This window comes from Inhella crocodyli, from assembly GCF_004004565.1.
Taxonomy (GTDB): domain Bacteria; phylum Pseudomonadota; class Gammaproteobacteria; order Burkholderiales; family Burkholderiaceae_C; genus Inhella; species Inhella crocodyli.
In genome coordinates this window covers 1-17,414 of sequence record NZ_SACM01000006.1, presented here as the reverse complement: position 1 = coordinate 17,414, position 17,414 = coordinate 1, and the positions used below count along the sequence as shown (strand labels likewise).

At 69.7% G+C, this 17,414-nt stretch carries 17 protein-coding genes and 1 pseudogene; 15 read left to right on the top strand and 3 right to left on the bottom strand.

From position 1 onward, the window contains the following. Positions 1–75 precede the first annotated feature (75 nt). The 3 genes from EOD73_RS16535 to EOD73_RS17985 all read left to right on the top strand — a co-directional run bounded on the left by EOD73_RS16535 (position 76) and on the right by EOD73_RS17985 (position 3,048). The gene (locus EOD73_RS16535) at positions 76–666 is read left to right on the top strand and encodes a YqiA/YcfP family alpha/beta fold hydrolase (RefSeq protein ID WP_375137446.1); all 591 of its coding nucleotides are present in this window, start codon (positions 76–78) and stop codon (positions 664–666) included. Then, complete coding sequence (fabG, locus tag EOD73_RS16530; protein WP_127684155.1) at positions 663–1,406, top strand: 3-oxoacyl-ACP reductase FabG; 744 nt, start codon at positions 663–665, stop codon at positions 1,404–1,406. The genes EOD73_RS16535 and fabG overlap by 4 nt, the downstream gene beginning before the upstream one ends. Positions 1,407–1,506: 100 nt before the next feature. Continuing rightward, a complete protein-coding gene (locus tag EOD73_RS17985; RefSeq protein WP_164846114.1) occupies positions 1,507–3,048 on the top strand; it encodes a methyl-accepting chemotaxis protein in 1,542 nt (513 codons plus the stop codon). Here EOD73_RS17985 and EOD73_RS16520 read toward each other — a convergent pair whose 3' ends face one another. Both EOD73_RS16520 and EOD73_RS16515 read right to left on the bottom strand, forming a co-directional pair. After that, a complete protein-coding gene (locus EOD73_RS16520; protein ID WP_127684153.1) occupies positions 3,049–3,726 on the bottom strand; it encodes a CatA-like O-acetyltransferase in 678 nt (225 codons plus the stop codon). Then, positions 3,726–5,864, bottom strand: a complete 2,139-nt coding sequence (locus EOD73_RS16515) for a prolyl oligopeptidase family serine peptidase (RefSeq protein ID WP_164846113.1) — start codon at positions 5,862–5,864, stop codon at positions 3,726–3,728. Before EOD73_RS16515 ends, EOD73_RS16520 begins: the two co-directional genes overlap by 1 nt. A 126-nt stretch (positions 5,865–5,990) precedes the next feature. Here EOD73_RS16515 and EOD73_RS16510 point away from each other — a divergent pair, with 126 nt between their 5' ends. The 12 genes from EOD73_RS16510 (at position 5,991) to EOD73_RS16455 (ending at position 16,906) form a co-directional block, all read left to right on the top strand. Next, the gene (locus EOD73_RS16510; RefSeq protein WP_127684151.1) at positions 5,991–6,764 is read left to right on the top strand and encodes an oxygen-binding di-iron domain-containing protein; all 774 of its coding nucleotides are present in this window, start codon (positions 5,991–5,993) and stop codon (positions 6,762–6,764) included. A gap of 38 nt (positions 6,765–6,802) precedes the next feature. After that, entirely contained in the window at positions 6,803–8,833 is a 2,031-nt protein-coding gene (locus EOD73_RS16505) for a ribonuclease catalytic domain-containing protein (RefSeq protein WP_127684150.1), read from the top strand. Then, positions 8,830–9,816: a cell envelope integrity TolA family protein gene (locus EOD73_RS16500; protein ID WP_127684149.1), complete on the top strand. Its 987-nt coding sequence runs from the start codon at positions 8,830–8,832 to the stop codon at positions 9,814–9,816. The genes EOD73_RS16505 and EOD73_RS16500 overlap by 4 nt, the downstream gene beginning before the upstream one ends. Then, entirely contained in the window at positions 9,813–10,655 is an 843-nt protein-coding gene (gene aroE, locus EOD73_RS16495) for a shikimate dehydrogenase (RefSeq protein WP_127684148.1), read from the top strand. Before EOD73_RS16500 ends, aroE begins: the two co-directional genes overlap by 4 nt. Continuing rightward, positions 10,652–11,368 (top strand): monofunctional biosynthetic peptidoglycan transglycosylase, encoded by a 717-nt coding sequence (mtgA, locus tag EOD73_RS16490; protein ID WP_127684147.1) that lies wholly within the window; start codon positions 10,652–10,654, stop codon positions 11,366–11,368. The genes aroE and mtgA overlap by 4 nt, the downstream gene beginning before the upstream one ends. After that, complete coding sequence (locus EOD73_RS16485) at positions 11,365–11,958, top strand: hypothetical protein (RefSeq protein ID WP_127684146.1); 594 nt, start codon at positions 11,365–11,367, stop codon at positions 11,956–11,958. The genes mtgA and EOD73_RS16485 overlap by 4 nt, the downstream gene beginning before the upstream one ends. Further along, entirely contained in the window at positions 11,955–12,485 is a 531-nt protein-coding gene (locus EOD73_RS16480; RefSeq protein WP_240660761.1) for a TlpA family protein disulfide reductase, read from the top strand. The genes EOD73_RS16485 and EOD73_RS16480 overlap by 4 nt, the downstream gene beginning before the upstream one ends. 96 nt (positions 12,486–12,581) lie before the next feature. Continuing rightward, the gene (gene aroQ / locus EOD73_RS16475) at positions 12,582–13,037 is read left to right on the top strand and encodes a type II 3-dehydroquinate dehydratase (RefSeq protein ID WP_127684145.1); all 456 of its coding nucleotides are present in this window, start codon (positions 12,582–12,584) and stop codon (positions 13,035–13,037) included. After that, entirely contained in the window at positions 13,037–13,504 is a 468-nt protein-coding gene (accB, locus tag EOD73_RS16470) for an acetyl-CoA carboxylase biotin carboxyl carrier protein (protein ID WP_127684144.1), read from the top strand. Before aroQ ends, accB begins: the two co-directional genes overlap by 1 nt. A 131-nt stretch (positions 13,505–13,635) precedes the next feature. Further along, complete coding sequence (gene accC / locus EOD73_RS16465; protein WP_127684143.1) at positions 13,636–14,985, top strand: acetyl-CoA carboxylase biotin carboxylase subunit; 1,350 nt, start codon at positions 13,636–13,638, stop codon at positions 14,983–14,985. After that, a complete protein-coding gene (gene prmA, locus EOD73_RS16460) occupies positions 14,982–15,878 on the top strand; it encodes a 50S ribosomal protein L11 methyltransferase (protein ID WP_127684142.1) in 897 nt (298 codons plus the stop codon). Before accC ends, prmA begins: the two co-directional genes overlap by 4 nt. An 11-nt stretch (positions 15,879–15,889) precedes the next feature. Then, entirely contained in the window at positions 15,890–16,906 is a 1,017-nt protein-coding gene (locus EOD73_RS16455) for a DUF3426 domain-containing protein (RefSeq protein ID WP_127684141.1), read from the top strand. 137 nt (positions 16,907–17,043) lie between these two features. Here the strand turns inward: EOD73_RS16455 and EOD73_RS17600 are convergent. Further along, a pseudogene (locus EOD73_RS17600) lies at positions 17,044–17,414 on the bottom strand (histone); the annotation flags it as partial.

Here is a 17,414-nt window from a genome sequence, read left to right as displayed (position 1 = left end):
CGACGGGGAGGCGCAGCCTAGCGGCCCTTGCCTACACTGGCTTTCGTCATGCGATGCCCGTCAGGGCGAACCCCAATCGTGTCAACCCTGACCCACCTGTTGTACCTGCACGGCTTTCGCTCCAGCCCCCAATCCGCCAAAGCCCAGCGCATGGGCGCCTGGGCGCGCGAGCACGGCCTGCACTGGGCCTGCCCGGCCCTCCCCCCGTCACCAGCGCAAGCCATGGCCGAAGTCGACGCTTGGGTGCGCGACTGGCCGGCGGCCGGCTGCGCGGTGGTCGGCAGCTCCCTGGGGGGCTTTTACGCCGCTTGGGTGGCGCAGCGCCGCCCCAGCTGGCGCGTGGGCCTCTTGAACCCGGCCGTGGATCCGGCCCGCGACCTGGCCGCTTACATCGGCGAAAACCGCCAATGGCACGCGCCCGAGGAATCGTTCTACTTCCGCCCCGAGTACGTGGACGAGCTGCGCGCCTTGGACGCCGGGCCGCTTGCCCACCCGGCGCGCTGGATGGCCTTGATCGCCAAGGGCGATGAATTGCTCGATTGGCGCGAAATGCACGCACGCTATGGCCTGGGCCGCGTGCTGCTGCTGGCCGGCAGCGACCACGCGCTGAGCGACTTCGACCGCTGGCAACCCGAATTCACCCGTCACCTGCTGGACCCCCGATGAGCCCTCGTTTTCACCAGACCGTCGTCCTCCTTTCCGGCGCGGCCCAAGGCATCGGCGCCGCTGCGGCGCTGCGCTTCGCCCGCGAGGGCGCCCGCTTGGCCCTGCTGGACCTGAAGCCCGAGGCCCTGAACGAAGTGGCCGCGCAATGCCAGGCCTTGGGCGCCGAGGTGCTTGTGCAAGCCGGCAACGCCGCCGAGCGGGCCACCTGGGACGCCGCCGTGGCGGCGGTGCTGGCCCGTTGGGGCCGGCTGGACGTGCTGATCAACAACGCGGGCATCACCCGCGATGCCCGATTCGACCAGATGAGCATCGAGCAGTTCGACCTGGTGCTCGACGTCAACCTGCGCGGCGTCTTCCACGGCGCCCAGGCCTGTCTGCCGGCCCTGATCGCCAGCCAAGGCTGCATCGTCAACACGAGCTCGGTGGTGGGCCTGCATGGCAATTACGGGCAGACCAACTACGCCGCGGCCAAGGCCGGGGTCATCGGCATGACCAAGACCTGGGCCCGAGAACTCGGCCCCAAGGGCGTGCGTGTGAACGCGGTGGCACCCGGTTTCATTGCCACGCCCATGACCGCCGCCGTGCCCGCCAAGGTCACCGACAAGATGACGGCCGCGGTGCCGCTGCAGCGCTTGGGGCAGCCCGACGACATCGCCGCGGCCTACGCCTTCCTGGCCAGCGCCGACGCGGCCTACATCACGGGCACGGTACTGGAAGTGTCGGGCGGCCTGTCGATGTGAACCTGCGGGGCAGGGAACTGCAGCTTGCGGCTTCCCACGTCCGCCATTAGCCTTCGCGCTTCCGAGTCCCGAATCACGGGCGATGACGCTGGGAGGCCGAATGTTCGGAACAACGATTCGCCGGCAATTGCTGGTGAGCAACGTGGTGGGAATGGCCCTGGCCTTCCTGATCGGGGGCGTGGCCTTGGTGGCGAGTCAACGCCTCACCCAGAACAGCCAGGCGATCGCCGAGAGCGGCTCGGCCCTTCGCGCCCAAATGGCCGCCGACATGATGCACGACGCCCTGCGCTCGGACGTGCTGGCGGCGCTGCTGGCAGGGGTCAAGCACGACGAGGCACCGCGCAAGGAGATTCAGGCCGACCTGGCCGAGCACACCGAGACCTTCAAGAGTGCCCTGGCCCAGCTCGACGGCCTGGACCTGGACCCCGGCACCCGTGCTGCGGTGCAAAAGGTGCGCCCGGCGCTCGACGCCTATGCGGCCGCGGCCGCCCAGGTGGTGCGCCTCGCGTTCACTGACGTTGCCGCGGCCGAGGCCCAACTGCCGGCCTTCCAAGCGGCCTTCAAGGTGCTCGAGGACGACATGGAGGCCTTGAGCGGGCTGATCGAAGCGCGCAGCGCCGAGGTGCAGGCCCACAGCGAGAGCACAGCGCAGCAAGCGCGATGGCTCATTGGCGCCAGCGCCGTGCTCGGCGCGGTGGGCTTGAACTGGTTGTCGGCCACGATCAGCCTGCGCGTGGCCAAACCGGTGCGCGCTGCGGTGGCCGTGGCACAGCGGGTGGCCAGCGGCGACCTGAGCGAGCCGGTACCCATCCAGGGCAGCGGCGAAACCGCCAGCCTGTTGCAAGCCCTCGCCACCATGCAGGACCAACTGCAAATCTTGGTCGACACGGTGGCACGAACGAGTGGCTCCATCGCTCAGGGCAGTGCCGAGATCGCGGTGGGCAACACCGACCTGAGCCAGCGCACCGAGCAAACCGCGGCCGAGTTGCAGCGCACCGCCTCCACCATGGACGGCTTGACCGGCGCGGTGCGGCAAAGCGCCGAAACCGCCCGAAGTGGCAACGAACTGGCCGAACAAGCCAGTGAGGTCGCCCGTCGGGGCGGTGAGGCGGTGGGCCGGGTGGTCGACACCATGGGCGCCATCCACCAAGCCTCGCGCCGAATCGCCGACATCTTGGGCGTCATCGACAGCATCGCATTCCAGACCAACATCCTGGCCTTGAACGCCGCCGTGGAAGCCGCCCGGGCCGGCGAGCAGGGCAAGGGCTTTGCCGTGGTGGCGACCGAGGTGCGCACCCTGGCCCAACGCAGCGCGCAAGCGGCCCGAGAAATCAAGACCCTCATTGCCGACAGCGTGGACAAGGTCGAAACCGGGGGCGCGCAGGTGACCGAAGCCGGCCGCACCATGGACGACATCGTGACGCAGGTGCAAAAGGTCGCGCACATGATGGCCGACATTCAGCGCACCACCGCAGAGCAGAGCGACAACATCGCCCAGGTCGGCATCGCCATCCAGCAGGTGGACCGCATGACGCAGCAGAACGCGGCGCTCGTGGAAGAGTCGGCCGCCGCGGCCGACAGCCTCAAGCAACAGGCCGCCGACCTGGCCGCCGTGGTGGCCCGATTCCGCCGCGGGACCTGATCAGGCCCAGAGGCGCTCGGGCTCGCTCAGCAGGCCCTGCAGGGCTTCGGCAAAGCGCCCCACGTGCACCCCATCCACCAAGGCGTGGTGCACCTCGATGTTGACGGCCATGTGCACGCGCTCGCCCTCGCGTTGGAAGCCGCCCAGCGCCAGGCTGGGCGTCGCGTCGTCGAAGCCCCCGCGCCGCGCGTGGGTGAAATGCGTGAACGCCACCGCCGGCAGCGTGGTCATGTGCAATTCCCCGGTTTGCGCGGTGCGCACGCCCCAGGGGGACTCGGGTCGCAGGGCCTCGGCCACGGCGGCCAGCGCCGGGCCGGCGAAGTCCGCCAAGCGCTCGGCGTAGACGAGGCGCGCCACGGCAAAGCTGTCGTCGGCGCGCAAGACCGTGGGCGTGGCGTCCACCGCGCGCCACTCCACCGCCCCGCCCTCCGGCGTCAGGCGTTGGCGCAAGGCGGGCACGGCATTGGCCGCGCGCAGCACGGCGTGGTGGTAGGCCACGAACGCCGTCAACCCCGGCAAGCGCTCGCGCCAGCGGGGCAAGGCCGTCAGCAAGGCCCCCAACTCCACCGGGAAGGTGACGCCCCAACGCGGGCGCTCCGCCTCGCGGTAGAACGCGAAAGCCCGCGACCTCGGGCCCTGGGCGGGGTCGATGGGCAAGTAGGGCGCGTCGGCGTCCATCAGTGCCCCACCGGCTGGTAGGCCGGGTGCCCGAACTGCCACAGGAAGAAGCTCCACACATCGGCCTGTTCGTCCAGGCGCGAGGCGACGCTGGAGCCCATACCGTGACCGGCCTCGTAGTCCACGCGCAGCCACACGGGCTTGGCGTTGACGTTCTTGGCCGTGGCCGCTTGCAGGCGGGCGGCGAACTTGGCCGGCATCCAGGCGTCCACGCGCGGGTCGTTGGCGCCGGTCGTGACGATCACCGCCGGATACGCCTGCCCGTCCTTGACGTTGTGGTACGGGCTGAGCGCGAACATGGCCTTGAAGTGCGCCGGGTTGGTGACGGTGCCGAACTCGGCGATGTTGGGCGGCCCGTTGGGGGTGAGCTCCATGCGCAGCATGTCGCTGACCCCCACCGCCGCCTGGGCCGCGGCAAACAGCTGCGGCGCCTGGTTGATGGCCCCACCGATGGTGATGCCGCCGGCGCTGCCCCCGGTGCCCGCCAACAAGGCTGGGCTGCTGTAGCCCTGCTCGTTCAGGTACTTGGCGCAGGCGATCATGTCGCTGACCGTGTTCTGCTTGTTCACGATGTGCGCGCCTTGGTGCCAGGCCTCGCCCAGCTCGCCGCCACCACGGACGTGGCAGACGGCGAAGCGGCCCCCCAGCTCGTGCCACGCCAAGCGCGAGGCGCTGAAGCGCGGCTCTTGCGTGATGCCGTAGGCGCCGTAGCCGGTGAGGATGGTGGGCCGGGCCACGAGGGCGCCGGCCGGGCTGACGATGGACAGGGGCACCTTGACGCCGTCGTGGCTGGTGACCAGCACCCGTTCGGACTTCACCCCCGAGGTGTCGAGCTTGCTGGCCGGCTGCAGGGGCACCGTGCGCGGCGCCGTGCCGGGCTTGAGCACCAGGGTTTGCGGTGGCTGCGTCCATCCCTCCAGGCTCACCAGCCATTCGCCGCCTTTGAGCGACGCCATCTCACGCACCGTGCCCTCGAACGGCAAGGCCAGGCGTTGGGGCGCACCGCCGCCCAGCGGGACGCGCGTCAGACGGCTCACGCCGGCGTCCAGGCTGCGCACGAGCAGTTCCCCCTCGCCCTTGTCCATCTCCATCAGCACCTGTTCGCTGGGGGCCAGCAGCACGCGGGGGGCTTCACGGGTGCGCAGCGGGCGCATCACGAGGCTGCGGCGCGGGTCGTCTTTCTGGGTGAGGGTGACGAGGTGTTCGCCCACCAAGGTGGCGCTGGCCACCTTGTCCTGTGGGCCGACCACGCGGCGCCAGAAGGCACGCTCGCCCTTGTTGAGCAGTTCGGACAAGGGCGTCACGTAGTAGCTGCGGTCGCGGGCATCGCCGTGCAGCACCTCGGCCAGCGCCCAGCGGCTGTCCTTGCTCAGCTTCACGTAGGGCAGGTCGGCGATGTCGAACCGGTGCCGGGGCATGCCCCATCCGAACACGCGCACGTCGGCCTTGCCCCCAAGGCGGTACAGGTACACGGCGCTTTTGTTGTAGCGCTCGTTGGCCGGGTGGCGGTTGTAAAAGAAGCCGCTGCCGTCGGGCAGCCAGGCCACGCCAGGCTCGTTCAAGCCGGCATGGGCCAGGCGCTCGGCGCCCAGGGCCCCCGTCGCAACGTCCAACACCACCAAGGTGCTGTTCTCGCTGCCCCCCTCGCTCAAGCCCAGGGCGATGCGCTGTCCGTCGGGCGAGGGCGAGTACCAATCGATGCTGTGCTTGCCGGGCAGGCCGGGCACCGCCAAGGGGTCCAGCAACTGGCGCTCCGGGCCGTCCACGCCTTGGCGGATCCACAGGCGCCGCTGGTTCTGGCCCGGCTCGCGTTTCAGGTACACCACCTGCGCCCCCAGCGGCGCGTAGCCGCCGGTGCTGACGCCCGCGTCGGCCAATTGGCCCAGCCGGGTTCGCAGCGCCTCGCGACCGGGCAGGGTGCGCAGGCCGGCCGCGCTGAAGTCGGCCTGCGCCTTCAGCCACTGCTGGAACTCCGGCGACTTCATGTCCTCCATCCAGCGGTAGGGGTCGGTGACCGTGGTCCCGTGGTACCGATCCACCACGGGCTTGACGGGCGAGGCAGGCGGGGTGGGGAGCGGCGCTTGGGCCAGGGCCGAGCCCAAGGCCAGGCCGAACCAGGCCGAAATGGCGAGTCGCATGGGGTGCATCCGGTTGTGGGGCGAAGCGCTCAGTTTAGAAACAGCGCGCCCTTGACGTTGCGCAAGGCGCGGGGGCAGCGCCCTGCCTAGAGTGCCGCGGCTCCCACCTTGTCCCTCGATGCCGCCATGCCCACTGTATTGTTCGAAGAAGGCAATCACCGCTGCTTGATGTTTTCCGACCTGGCCGGCAGCGAGGGCGTGCAGTCCAACCAGTTCTTGCTCGTCCACGGCGACACCGGCGCCATCTTGGACCCGGGCGGCAACCTGGCCTACAACGAGCTGTACGTGGGCATGACCCGCTACTTCGCCCCGCACCGCCTGGCCGCCATCCTGGCCTCGCACGCCGATCCCGACATCATTGCCTCGCTCGACCGCTGGATGACGGCCACAGAGGCCACGCTTTACATCTCTCGCCTGTGGGAGCGCTTCGCGCCCCACTTCTGCAAGCCGGGCAAAACCAAAGGCCGCATCGAGGGCCTGCCCGATGCTGGCGCTCGCCTTCGCCTGGGCGATGGTGACAGCCGCTTTTCGCTGTGGGCCCTGCCCGCCCACTTTCTGCACGCCGAAGGCAACTTCCAGTTCTACGACCCGGTGAGCAAGATCCTGTTCTCGGGCGACCTGGGCGCCTCGCTGGGCGGCGCGCTGGATCCCGCCACCGTCGTCACCGACCTGGGCCCCCACCGCGTGCACATGGAAGGCTTCCACCGCCGCTACATGGTCAGCAACAAGGTGCTGCGCCTCTGGGCCGACATGGTGAGCCGCTTGGACATCAAGATGATCGCCCCGCAGCACGGCGCCCCCATGGCCGGGCCGGCGGTGGCGCAGTTCATCGACTGGGTGCGCGAGCTCGATTGCGGCGTCGATCTGTTCGGCCCATCCAACTACCAAGTGCCCGCCTGAACCTGGGCGCGAGCCGCCCCTCGGCCACAATCCGGCGGATGTACGGGTTGTATGACGACAGCGGCAAAGCACAAGGCGGCCGCATCCTTTCCGAAGCGGACGCCACGCTGCAGCTGGAGCTCGACTCCGGCAAACGGGTCAAGATCAAGCAGGCCCAGCTGCTGGCCAAGTTCGACAAGCCGGCGCCAGCCAGCTTGATCCAGGCCGCGCAAGCCCTGGCCGACGGCTTCGACCTGGACCTCGCCTGGGAATTCGCCCCGGAAGGGGAGTTTGGCTACGCCGATCTGGCGCGCGATTACTTCAGCGAGACCGCCGGCCTGGACCAACAGCTGGCCTGCTGGTTGGCCCTGACGGGCGCGCCGCACTACTTCCGCCGCGCTGGCAAGGGCGGCCAATTCAAGAAGGCCCCCCAAGAGCAGGTGCAAGCCGCCTTGGCCGGTCTGGAAAAGCGCCGGCTGCAAAACCTGCAGATCGAGCAGTGGACGGCGGAGCTTGTGGCGGGTCGTTGCCCCGAGGCGCTGCAAGGCCAGATTTACAAGTTGCTGTTCAAGCCCGACAAGAACGGCCCCGAGTACAAAGCCTTGGTGCAGGCCGCCTTGCTCGCCAAGCGGGCCCCGTTGGACCTGCTGCAAAGCGCCGGGGCGATCACCAGCCCCTACAGCTTCCACTGGCAGCGCTTCTTGTTCGAGCACTTCCCCAAGGGCACGGGCTTCCCGGCCTTGGAAGCGCCCGCCGTGGACCCCCTGCCGCGTGCCGACGTGGCGGCGTTCTCGATCGACGACAGCAGCACCACGGAAATCGACGACGCGCTGTCGGTCCAAGGCCTGGGCAGCGGCACGGTCACCTTCGGCGTGCACATCGCGGCACCGGGCTTGGCCATCGCACCGGGCTCGCCCTTGGACCAGCTCGCGCGCCAGCGCCTGTCCACCGTGTACATGCCGGGCTGGAAGATCACCATGCTGCCCGACAGCGTGGTCCAACGCTACACGCTGGTCGAAGGGCGCGACTGCCCCGCCCTGAGCCTGTACGTCACGCTCGACGAAGCGACGCTCGAGGTCAAGGGGACGGAAAGCCGCTTGGAGCAGGTGCCCATCGTGGCCAACCTGCGCCACGACAAGCTCGACGGCATCGTCACCGAGGCCAGCCTCACGGGCGAAGCGCCCGCCGACTACGCCTTCGCCCCCGAGCTCGCCTTTGCTCACCGTCTGGCGCGTCATCTCAAGGCCGGCCGCGAGGCCGTGCGCGGCAAGCCCGAGACCTTCAACCGCCCCGATTACAGCTTCAAGCTGGACGGCGAGCGCGACGCCCCGCCCACGGGCGACGAGACCGTGCACATCAGCGTGCGCGCGCGCGGCACGGCGCTCGACCTGATCGTGGCCGAAGCCATGATCTTGGCCAACAGCACCTGGGGGCTGTGGTTGGGCGAATTGGGCGTGCCGGCGCTGTACCGCAGCCAGGCCAGCCTGGCCCCGGGCATCAAGGTGCGCATGGGCGTCAAGCCCCTGCCCCACGCCGGCATGGGCGTGCCGGCGTACGCCTGGAGCACCTCGCCCTTGCGCCGGTACGTGGACCTGGTCAACCAGTGGCAGCTCATCGCCGCCATCCGCCACGGCCGAACGGCCGCGCTCGTGGCCCCGTTCAAGCCCAAGGACGCCGAACTGTTCGCCATCTTGAGCAGCTTCGACGCGGCCTACACCGCCTACAACGGCTTCCAGCAACAGATCGAACGCTACTGGTGCCTGCGCCAGCTTCAGCAATCGGGCACCACCACGCTGACGGCGAAGGTGATGCGCAACGACCTGGGCTTGGTGCGCGCCGACGAACTGCCCCTGGTGTTCAAGGCCCTCGGGGTCGAGGCCCTGGGGCGGGGAGACGGGGTTCGCGTGCAAGTCACCGGCATCGACCTGCTGACCCTGGAGTTGCACGCCCGCCTGTTGGAGCGCCTGGCCGTCCAGGACGCCCCCGAATCGGATGCGGACGACGACGACGAGGCCCAGGCTGCGGCCGCCCCCGTCGTGGTGGCGGTCGACCTGGCCGACGCCGAACCGAGTGGGGACGCGGCGGCATGAGCGCCACGTGGTCGCGCACCGAGCTGCTTCGCCAGCCCAGTGATTTCGCGCCCACGGAAATCGCCGTGGAGGCCGCGCCCGCGGGGCCGCCGGTCGCCCCCGCCCAACGGCCGCCCCGGCGCTGGCAGCGCCCCAGCACGCCGCTGCAGTGGGCACTCACCCTGTCGGTGGGTCTGCACGCCCTGCTCTTGTTCGTGCAACTGGCCGACCCCAGCAGCGCCACGCGCCGCTGGGTGGAGGACCGGCTCGACGTCGTACTCGTCAACACCCAGGGCCCGCGCCCGGCCGACAAGCCCCAAGCCCTGGCCCAGGCCAACTTGGCTGGCGGCGGCGATGGCGCGGCCGACGAACGCGCGCTGAGCCCGCTGCCGCCGTCGGTGGCCATGGAACTGGGCGACGCCCCGGATGTGCAGCACCGCGCGGTGCAGGCCTTGCAGCAGCAGCAGCAAGCGCTGCTGGCCCAACTGCGCCGCGACTTGGCCAAGCTGCCCGAGCCCAATCCCGAGGCCGAAGCCGCCACCGCCGAGGGCCGCGACCAGGCCGAACGGCGTCGCCAACTGCTGGCCTTGATGGCCCAGATCGAGCGGCGGGTGAACGAGAACAGCGCCGGCCCGCGGCAGCGTTACGTCAGCCCCGCCACCCAAGAGGTGGTTTACGCGCAGTACTACGACCGCGTGCGCCGTCGCATCGAGGCCCGGGGCACGCGCGACTTCCCCACCCAAGCCGGCCGCAAGCTGTACGGTCAGCTGACGATGAACATCACCGTCGACGCCGACGGTCGCGTCAGCAACACCGACGTGGTGCTGCCCAGCGGGAGTACGCTGCTGGACCGCCGAGCCGTGGCCATCGTCCGCGCCAGCGCCCCCTTCGGGCCCTTCAGCCCTGCCATGCGCGCCGAGGCCGAAGTCCTCGTCATCAGCGCCCGCTTCACCTTCGACCGCGACCACGGCGTGCAAGCCCGGTTGCAAGAGGCCGCCCCTTGACCGCCCATCGCCCCACCCGCCTTGCCGTCGTCGGCCACCCCATCGGCCACAGTCGCTCGCCACGCATCCATGCCGCCTTCGCCGAGCAACTCGGCTTGGACGTCGACTACCAAGCCGTGCTCGCGCCGCTCGATGGCTTCGCCCGCACCGTCGAGCGCCTGCGGCATGAAGGTTTTGCCGGCTGCAACGTCACCCTGCCGTTCAAGCCCGAGGCCTTGGCCTTGGCCACCCAAGCCAGCGCACGTGCCACCCTGGCTGGCGCGGCCAACACCTTGGGCTTCGAGGGCGACACCGTCTGGGCCGACAACACCGACGGGGTCGGACTGGTCTACGACCTCGTGGCCGCCCGATTCCCACTGGCGGGCAAGCGCGTGCTGATGCTCGGCGCCGGTGGGGCCTGCGCCGGCGCCATGGCGCCCCTCATCGAGGCGGGCCCCGCCGAGATTCGCGTCTTCAACCGCAGCGCCGACAAGGCCACCGCGTTGGTAGAGCGCCACCGCGCCTTGGCCCAACGCCATGGCGTCAACCTCAAAACCCTGGGCAGCCTGGACAGCGGCGCCGTGTACGACGGCGTCATCAACGGCACCAGCGCCGCGCTGGGGGGCACGGCCTTGGCCTTGCCCCGGGGCCTGCTCAAACCCGGCGGCTGGGCGGTGGACATGGTTTACGGCGCGGCGGCGCAGCCCTTCTTGGACTGGGCCGCCGCCGAGGGGGCGCAGGGTCGTGACGGCCTGGGCATGCTGGTGCAGCAGGCGGCCGAGGCCTTCTCGCTGTGGCTGGGGCAGCGGCCCGACCCCGTGCCCGTGCTGGCCGCCTTGCGGGCGGAGCTGTCGCCATGAGGGGACTGCTTCGGCTGCTGGGCCTGCTGGCCTTGGCGCTGCTGAGCCTGCAGCTCTACTTCGTGGCGCGCATCGGGCTGATGAACGTGCTCGACCCCGCCTCGACCACCTTCCAGCGCAGCGAAGCCCGCCGCATCGTGGGCAGCACCGGTGGCCTGGCGTGGTCGCAACGCTGGACCCCTCTCGCGCAGGTTTCGCCCCACCTGGGCCGCGCGGTGATCGCCAGCGAAGACGCCGGGTTCGTTGACCACGGCGGCATCGACTGGGAGGCCGTGGAATCGGCCTGGAACAAGAACCAGCGCGCCGAGGCCCGGGCCGAGAAGCGGGGCCTCAAGCGCCCGCCCAAGGTGGTGGGGGGCTCGACCTTGAGCCAGCAACTGGCCAAGAACCTGTTCCTCAGCGGCGAGCGAACGCTGCCCCGCAAGGCCCAAGAAGCGCTCTTGACCTTGACGCTGGAAGCCCTGTTGAGCAAACGGCGGCTGCTGGAGCTGTACCTGAACCACGTGGAGTGGGGCGAAGGCGTGTTCGGCGCCGAGGCCGCCGCCCAGCACTACTTCCGGGTGCCGGCCAGTCGCTTGAGCGCGGCCCAGGCGGCCCGGCTCGCGGTGATGTTGCCCGCGCCCAAGCGCTTCGAGAAGCTGCCGGCCTCGGCGTATCTGGCCAGCCGCAGCGCCACCATCCTGGCGCGCATGGGCGCGGTGGAACTGCCGTGAGCGAGCTGCAAGCTGAGATCGCCATCGCCACGGCCCGGCTCATCGCCGACGAAGGCCTGTCCTGGGGCGCGGCCAAACACCGGGCCCTGAAGGAGCTCGGCCTGCCGCCGCGCACGGCCCTGCCCAGCAACGACGAGGTGGAAGACGCGCTGCGCGAGCACCTGGCGCTGTTCCAAGCCGACACCCAACCGGCCGAACTGCGGGCGCTGCGAGAAACCGCAATGCGCTGGATGGACCGCCTGGCCGACTTTGACCCCCAACTGACGGGCGCCGCCTGGCGCGGCACGGCCAATCACTTCTCCGACCTGCACCTGCTCCTCTACAGCGACGACCCCAAGGCCCCGGAGATCGCCCTGATCAACGCCGGCCTGAGCCCGGACCCGGGCGCCCAAGAGCGCGACGAGCGCGGCCTGCCCTTGACCACCCTGGCCCTGCTGCTCCCCTGCCCGGCCTTGAAGCAGCAGGTGGGGCTGCACATCACCATCCACGGCAGCCACGCCCGCCGCGGCAGCCTGCTGCCCGACGCCCGGGGCTTGAGCCTGCGCGGCGACCGCGCCGCCCTGCGCGCCCTGTTGGAGTCCACGCCTTGATCCACCGTCGCCCCCTGCTGTTGGCCGGTTTGGCCGCCCCGGCCGCCGCCCTGGCCGCCCCCAAGGCGGCCTCCAACGCTCCCCCTGTGCCCGTGCCGGCCGAGTTGTGGGAGGCCCGGTTCGCCCGCCCCGAAGGCGGTGAACTGGACATGGCCGGGCTTCGGGGGCGTTGGCTGCTGATCAACTTCTGGGCCACCTGGTGCGCGCCTTGCGTCAAAGAATTGCCCGAGTTCAACGCCTTCGCCCAAGGCCAAGCGGCCCGCGGCAAGTCGGGTTGGCAGGTCGTCGGCCTGGCCATCGACGGCCCCACCCCGGTGCGCCAGTTCCTGGCCCGCTTCACGCCGCCTTTGGGCTTTCCGATCGGTCTGGCAGGCCTGAACGGCGCCGAATGGGCGCGAAAACTCGGCAATTCCGCCGGCGGCTTGCCCTTCACCGTGGCGGTGAATCCATCGGGCCAGCGGGTGTGGGCGCAACGAGGAGAAACCGACCGCCGCGCGCTGGAAGCCCTGGTACTTTCCCTGGGCTGAGACGATACTTTTTCGGCATTTCGCCGAAAAATCGGCCGATCTGCACCGAAAACGCTTAAAGTTCGCCCCTTCCCGTTTCTAGGCAAGCGGCTCTAAATGAGCGTTCTCGTCCTCCATGGCCCCAACCTGAACCTGCTCGGCACCCGCGAGCCGGAGGTCTATGGGCGCACGACGCTGGCCGAAATCGATGAGCAGTTGAAAGCGCAGGCCGCCGCCGCGGGCGTGGCCCTGAGCAGCTTTCAGAGCAACCACGAGGGCGCCTTGGTCGACCGCATTCACGCGGCGCGAATCGACGGCACCCGCTTCATCCTGATCAACCCCGCCGCGTACACGCACACCAGCGTGGCCCTGCGCGACGCCCTGGCCGCGGTGGCCATCCCGTTCGTGGAGGTGCACCTCAGCAATGTGCACCGCCGCGAGGCCTTTCGCCACCACAGCTACCTGTCCGACCTCGCCGTCGGCGTCGTCTGCGGACTCGGCCCCCAAGGCTACGGCCTGGCCCTGCAGCACGCCCTGAGCCGGCTGGACCCCTCACCTTCCGGAGCCCTTTGATGGACCTGCGCAAACTCAAAACCCTGATCGACCTCGTGTCCGAGAGCAACGTCTCGGAACTGGAAATCACGGAAGCCGAAGGCAAGGTTCGCATCGTGAAGGCCGGCCCCGTCGCCCAAGTGGCCCACGTGCTGGCGCCGGCCCCCGTGGCCGCCCCGGCCATGGTGGCCGCCGCCGCGCCTGCGACCCCGGCCGCCGCGCCTGCAGCCCCAGCCGCCGAGCCGGCCCCCTCGGGGCACGTGGTCAAGTCGCCGATGGTCGGCACCTTCTACCGCGCCTCGGGCCCGAACGCGAAGCCCTTCGTCGAGGTGGGCCAGTCGATCAAGACCGGCGAGCCCTTGTGCATCATCGAGGCCATGAAGATCATGAACGAGATCGAAGCCGATGCCACGGGCACGGTGGTCAAGGTCTTGTGCGAAAACGGCCAACCGGTCGAGTTCGGACAGCCGCTGTTCATCATCGAGTAAGGCGACCGCGCTCGTGTTCAACAAGATCCTGATGGCGAACCGGGGCGCTTGCGCGCCGCGTGGACGCTCTGCAGGGACGGCAGATTGCGCCCTGTGCGCAGCACAGGGGGCGATCGAGCCCCGGGCTCACCATGTTTAAGAAGATCCTGATTGCGAACCGGGGCGAAATCGCCCTGCGGATTCAGCGCGCCTGCCGAGAACTCGGCATCAAGGCCGTGGTCGTTTACTCGGAGGCCGACCGCGAAGCCAAGTACGTGAAGCTGGCGGATGAAGCCGTCTGCATCGGGCCGGCGCCTTCGGCGCAGAGCTACCTGAGCATGCCGGCCATCATCGCCACGGCCGAGGTGACCGACGCCGAGGCCATCCACCCGGGCTACGGCTTCTTGAGTGAGAACGCCGATTTCGCCGAGCGGGTGGAGTCCAGCGGCTTCGTGTTCATCGGCCCCACGCCCGAAGCGATCCGCATCATGGGCGACAAGGTCTCGGCCAAGCAGGCCATGATCAAGGCGGGCGTGCCCTGCGTGCCCGGCAGCGAAGGCGCGTTGCCCGAAGACCCCAAAGAGATCATCCGCATCGCCCGCCAGGTGGGCTACCCGGTCATCATCAAGGCGGCAGGCGGCGGTGGCGGGCGCGGCATGCGCGTGGTGCACACCGAAGCCGCGCTCCTGCACGCCGTGCAAACCACCCGGGCCGAAGCGGGTGCCGCGTTCGGCAACCCCGCGGTCTACATGGAGAAGTTCCTCGAGAACCCGCGGCACATCGAAATCCAAGTGCTGGCCGACCAGCACAAGAACGCCGTGTGGCTCGGCGAGCGCGACTGCTCCATGCAGCGCCGCCACCAGAAGATCATCGAAGAGGCGCCGGCACCCGGCGTTCCCCGTCGCCTGATCGAGAAGGTGGGCGAGCGCTGCGCAGCGGCCTGCAAGAAGATCGGCTACCGCGGCGCCGGCACCTTCGAGTTCCTGTACGAGAACGGCGAGTTCTATTTCATCGAGATGAACACGCGCGTGCAGGTGGAGCACCCCGTGACGGAACTCGTCACCGGCATCGATATCGTTCAGCAGCAGATTCGCATCGCAGCGGGCGAGAAGTTGCCCTTCACCCAGCGGCAGGTGGAACTGCGTGGTCATGCCATCGAGTGCCGCATCAACGCCGAGGACCCGGTGAAGTTCACGCCGAGCCCGGGCCGCATCACGATGTGGCACGCTCCCGGCGGCCCTGGCGTCCGGGTCGACTCGCACGCTTACACCAACTACTTCGTGCCGCCCAACTACGACAGCATGATCGGCAAGATCATCTGCCACGGGGACACGCGCGAGCAGGCCTTGGCCCGCATGCGCATCGCCCTGAGCGAGACCGTCGTTGAAGGCATCCAAACCAACATTCCGCTGCACCGCGAGCTGATGGTCGATGCCAAGTTCGTCGAGGGCGGCACGAGCATCCACTACCTCGAGGGCTGGATGGCCCAGCACAAGCGTTGAGCACCGCCCTTGTCGAACTCGGCCTGATCTGCCCGCAAGACCGGGTGGAGTGGGTGAGCGACGCGCTCATGGAACTCGAGGCCTTGTCGGTCACGGTCGAAGACGCCGATGCCGACAGCCCCGACGAGCAGGCCCTGTTTGGGGAGCCCGGGATGCCCGTTCCCCGCGCCGGCTGGGAGCGCTCCATCGTCAAGGCCTTGTTCCCCGACGAGCCCAGCGCCCAAGAGGCCGCCACCCTGCTGCTGGCGCAGGCGTGGGCGCACGATCTGCACGTGCAAGGCTTGGTCACGGTGGACGAGCAGGATTGGGTGCGGATCACCCAGGCCCAGTTCGCCCCGGTGCCGATCACCGAGGACTTTTGGATCGTGCCCAGCTGGCACGACACGCCGGCCCAGGCCCGCACCGTGATGCGCCTGGACCCAGGCTTGGCCTTCGGCACCGGCACCCACCCCACGACCCGCATGTGCCTGCGGTGGCTGGCCCGCCACGGCCGGGAAGACGGTCGGGTGCTGGACTACGGCTGCGGCTCCGGCATCTTGGCCATCGCCACTGGCCTGTTGGGCGCGCAACAGATTGACGCGGTGGACATCGACCCCGCGGCGGTCACCGCCACGACCCACAACGCCCAGGCCAACGGCGTCGCGCTGCACGTTGGCCTGCCCGAGTTGGCCCAAGGCCAGTACCAATTGGTCATCGCGAACATCTTGGCGACGCCGCTCAAGCTCTTGGCCCCCTTGCTGTGCGGCCATTTGGCACCCGGCGCCAGCCTGCTCCTGGCCGGGCTGCTGGAGCGTCAGGCCGAAGAACTGGCCGCGGTGTACGCCCCTTGGTTGGCATTGAGCGTGGCCGATCAAGAAGACGGCTGGGTGCTCCTCAGCGGGCGCAAAACCTGAAGGACCGAGGCATGCAGGCGCTGGCGACCCGTTGCCCCGAATGCAGCACCAGTTTCCGGGTTCAAGCCGCGCAATTGGGCGCGAGCCAAGGGTTCGTGCGCTGCGGTCGCTGCGACGCCGTCTTTGATGCGCGCCTGTCGCTGTTCGACTTGAACGATGGGCAAGCGGTGGCTTGGTCGCCGGCGCCGGCCGAGGCGATGGCCGATGGACAGGCCACCCAGGAGCCCGCAGGCGCGTCGATGGCACCGGTCGAACCGGATGAGGGGGTGCCGGGTGGCGTCGAGTCGGCCGCCGATCGACCGGAGCCGGCCTGGCGCGACGAGCCCTCCGAAGCGCCTGCGATTCACCCAGCCACGCCAGCCCCTCAAGACCATCGTGCCGAACCTGGATGGCGCGAACCGAGCATGGACGAGGTCGCGGCCCACGAAGACCCATTGGCGCCGGCCGACGTGAACGAGCGCCTGCGCGCCTTGTTGGGGGGCGATGGATCGAACCCGTCCCCTGCCGCGTCCGCTTGGTCGTCGCTGGCGCCTGCGCCCACGCCGCAGGCCGGACCGCGCTGGCTGACGGGGCTGGGGTGGTTGGCCGTGGCTGGCTTGGCGCTCGCCCTCCCCCTGCAATGGGGCTGGACGGAACGCGCGGCCTTGCGCGCCCGCTCGCCCGCCCTGGATCAGGCATGGCGACAGGTCTGCCCTTCTTGTGACGCGCCGGCTTGGGCCCAAATCGACGGCCTTCGCGTCGGTGCCAGCAGCCTGCGCCCCACGCCCCAAGGACAGGCCTACCAACTCCAAATCACCTTGCACAACGGGGCCGGGCACGCCTTGGCCTTGCCTTGGCTGGACCTGCGCCTGCAGGATGCACAAGGGCGCGTGGTCGTGCGCCGGTCGGTGTCGCCGCAAGAGCTCGGCGCCCGTGCAGACCGGCTGCCTGCGGGCGGCCAAATCACCTTGCAAGGCAGCTTCCGCGTGGACGCCGACCGCCGCGGCGCGGGCATCAGCGGCTACGAGGTCGGGCTCTTCCACCCCTGAGCCCCGAGGGGGCGTCCCACCCGTGGCAGGTGCCACGCCGAGTGGCGCTTCTGGTGAGACAGAAAAAACAACGCCCGCGCAAGGCGGGCGTTGAACACCAAGCCCCCGCGCCCGAAGGAGCAGAGGCGAGGTCCAGCTCAGGGCTTGTTGCCGGTCGGGAAAGGCCAGGCGGCTTGCGGGCTCAGCGTGGTCTTGGCCGCAGGGGCAGGCTTGGCCGGCGGCTGCTTGGCCGCAGCGGCAGGCTTTTTCGCAGCCGGCTTGGCAGCGGGCTTGGCGGCCGGCTTGGCAGCAGCCTTCTTCGCAGCGGGCTTGGCGGCCGGCTTGGCAGCAGCCTTCTTCGCGGCGGGCTTGGCGGCCGGCTTGGCAGCAGCCTTCTTCGCGGCGGGCTTGGCGGCCGGCTTGGCAGCAGCCTTCTTCGCAGCGGGCTTGGCGGCCGGCTTGGCAGCAGCCTTCTTCGCAGCGGGCTTGGCGGCCGGCTTGGCAGCAGCCTTCTTCGCAGCGGGCTTGG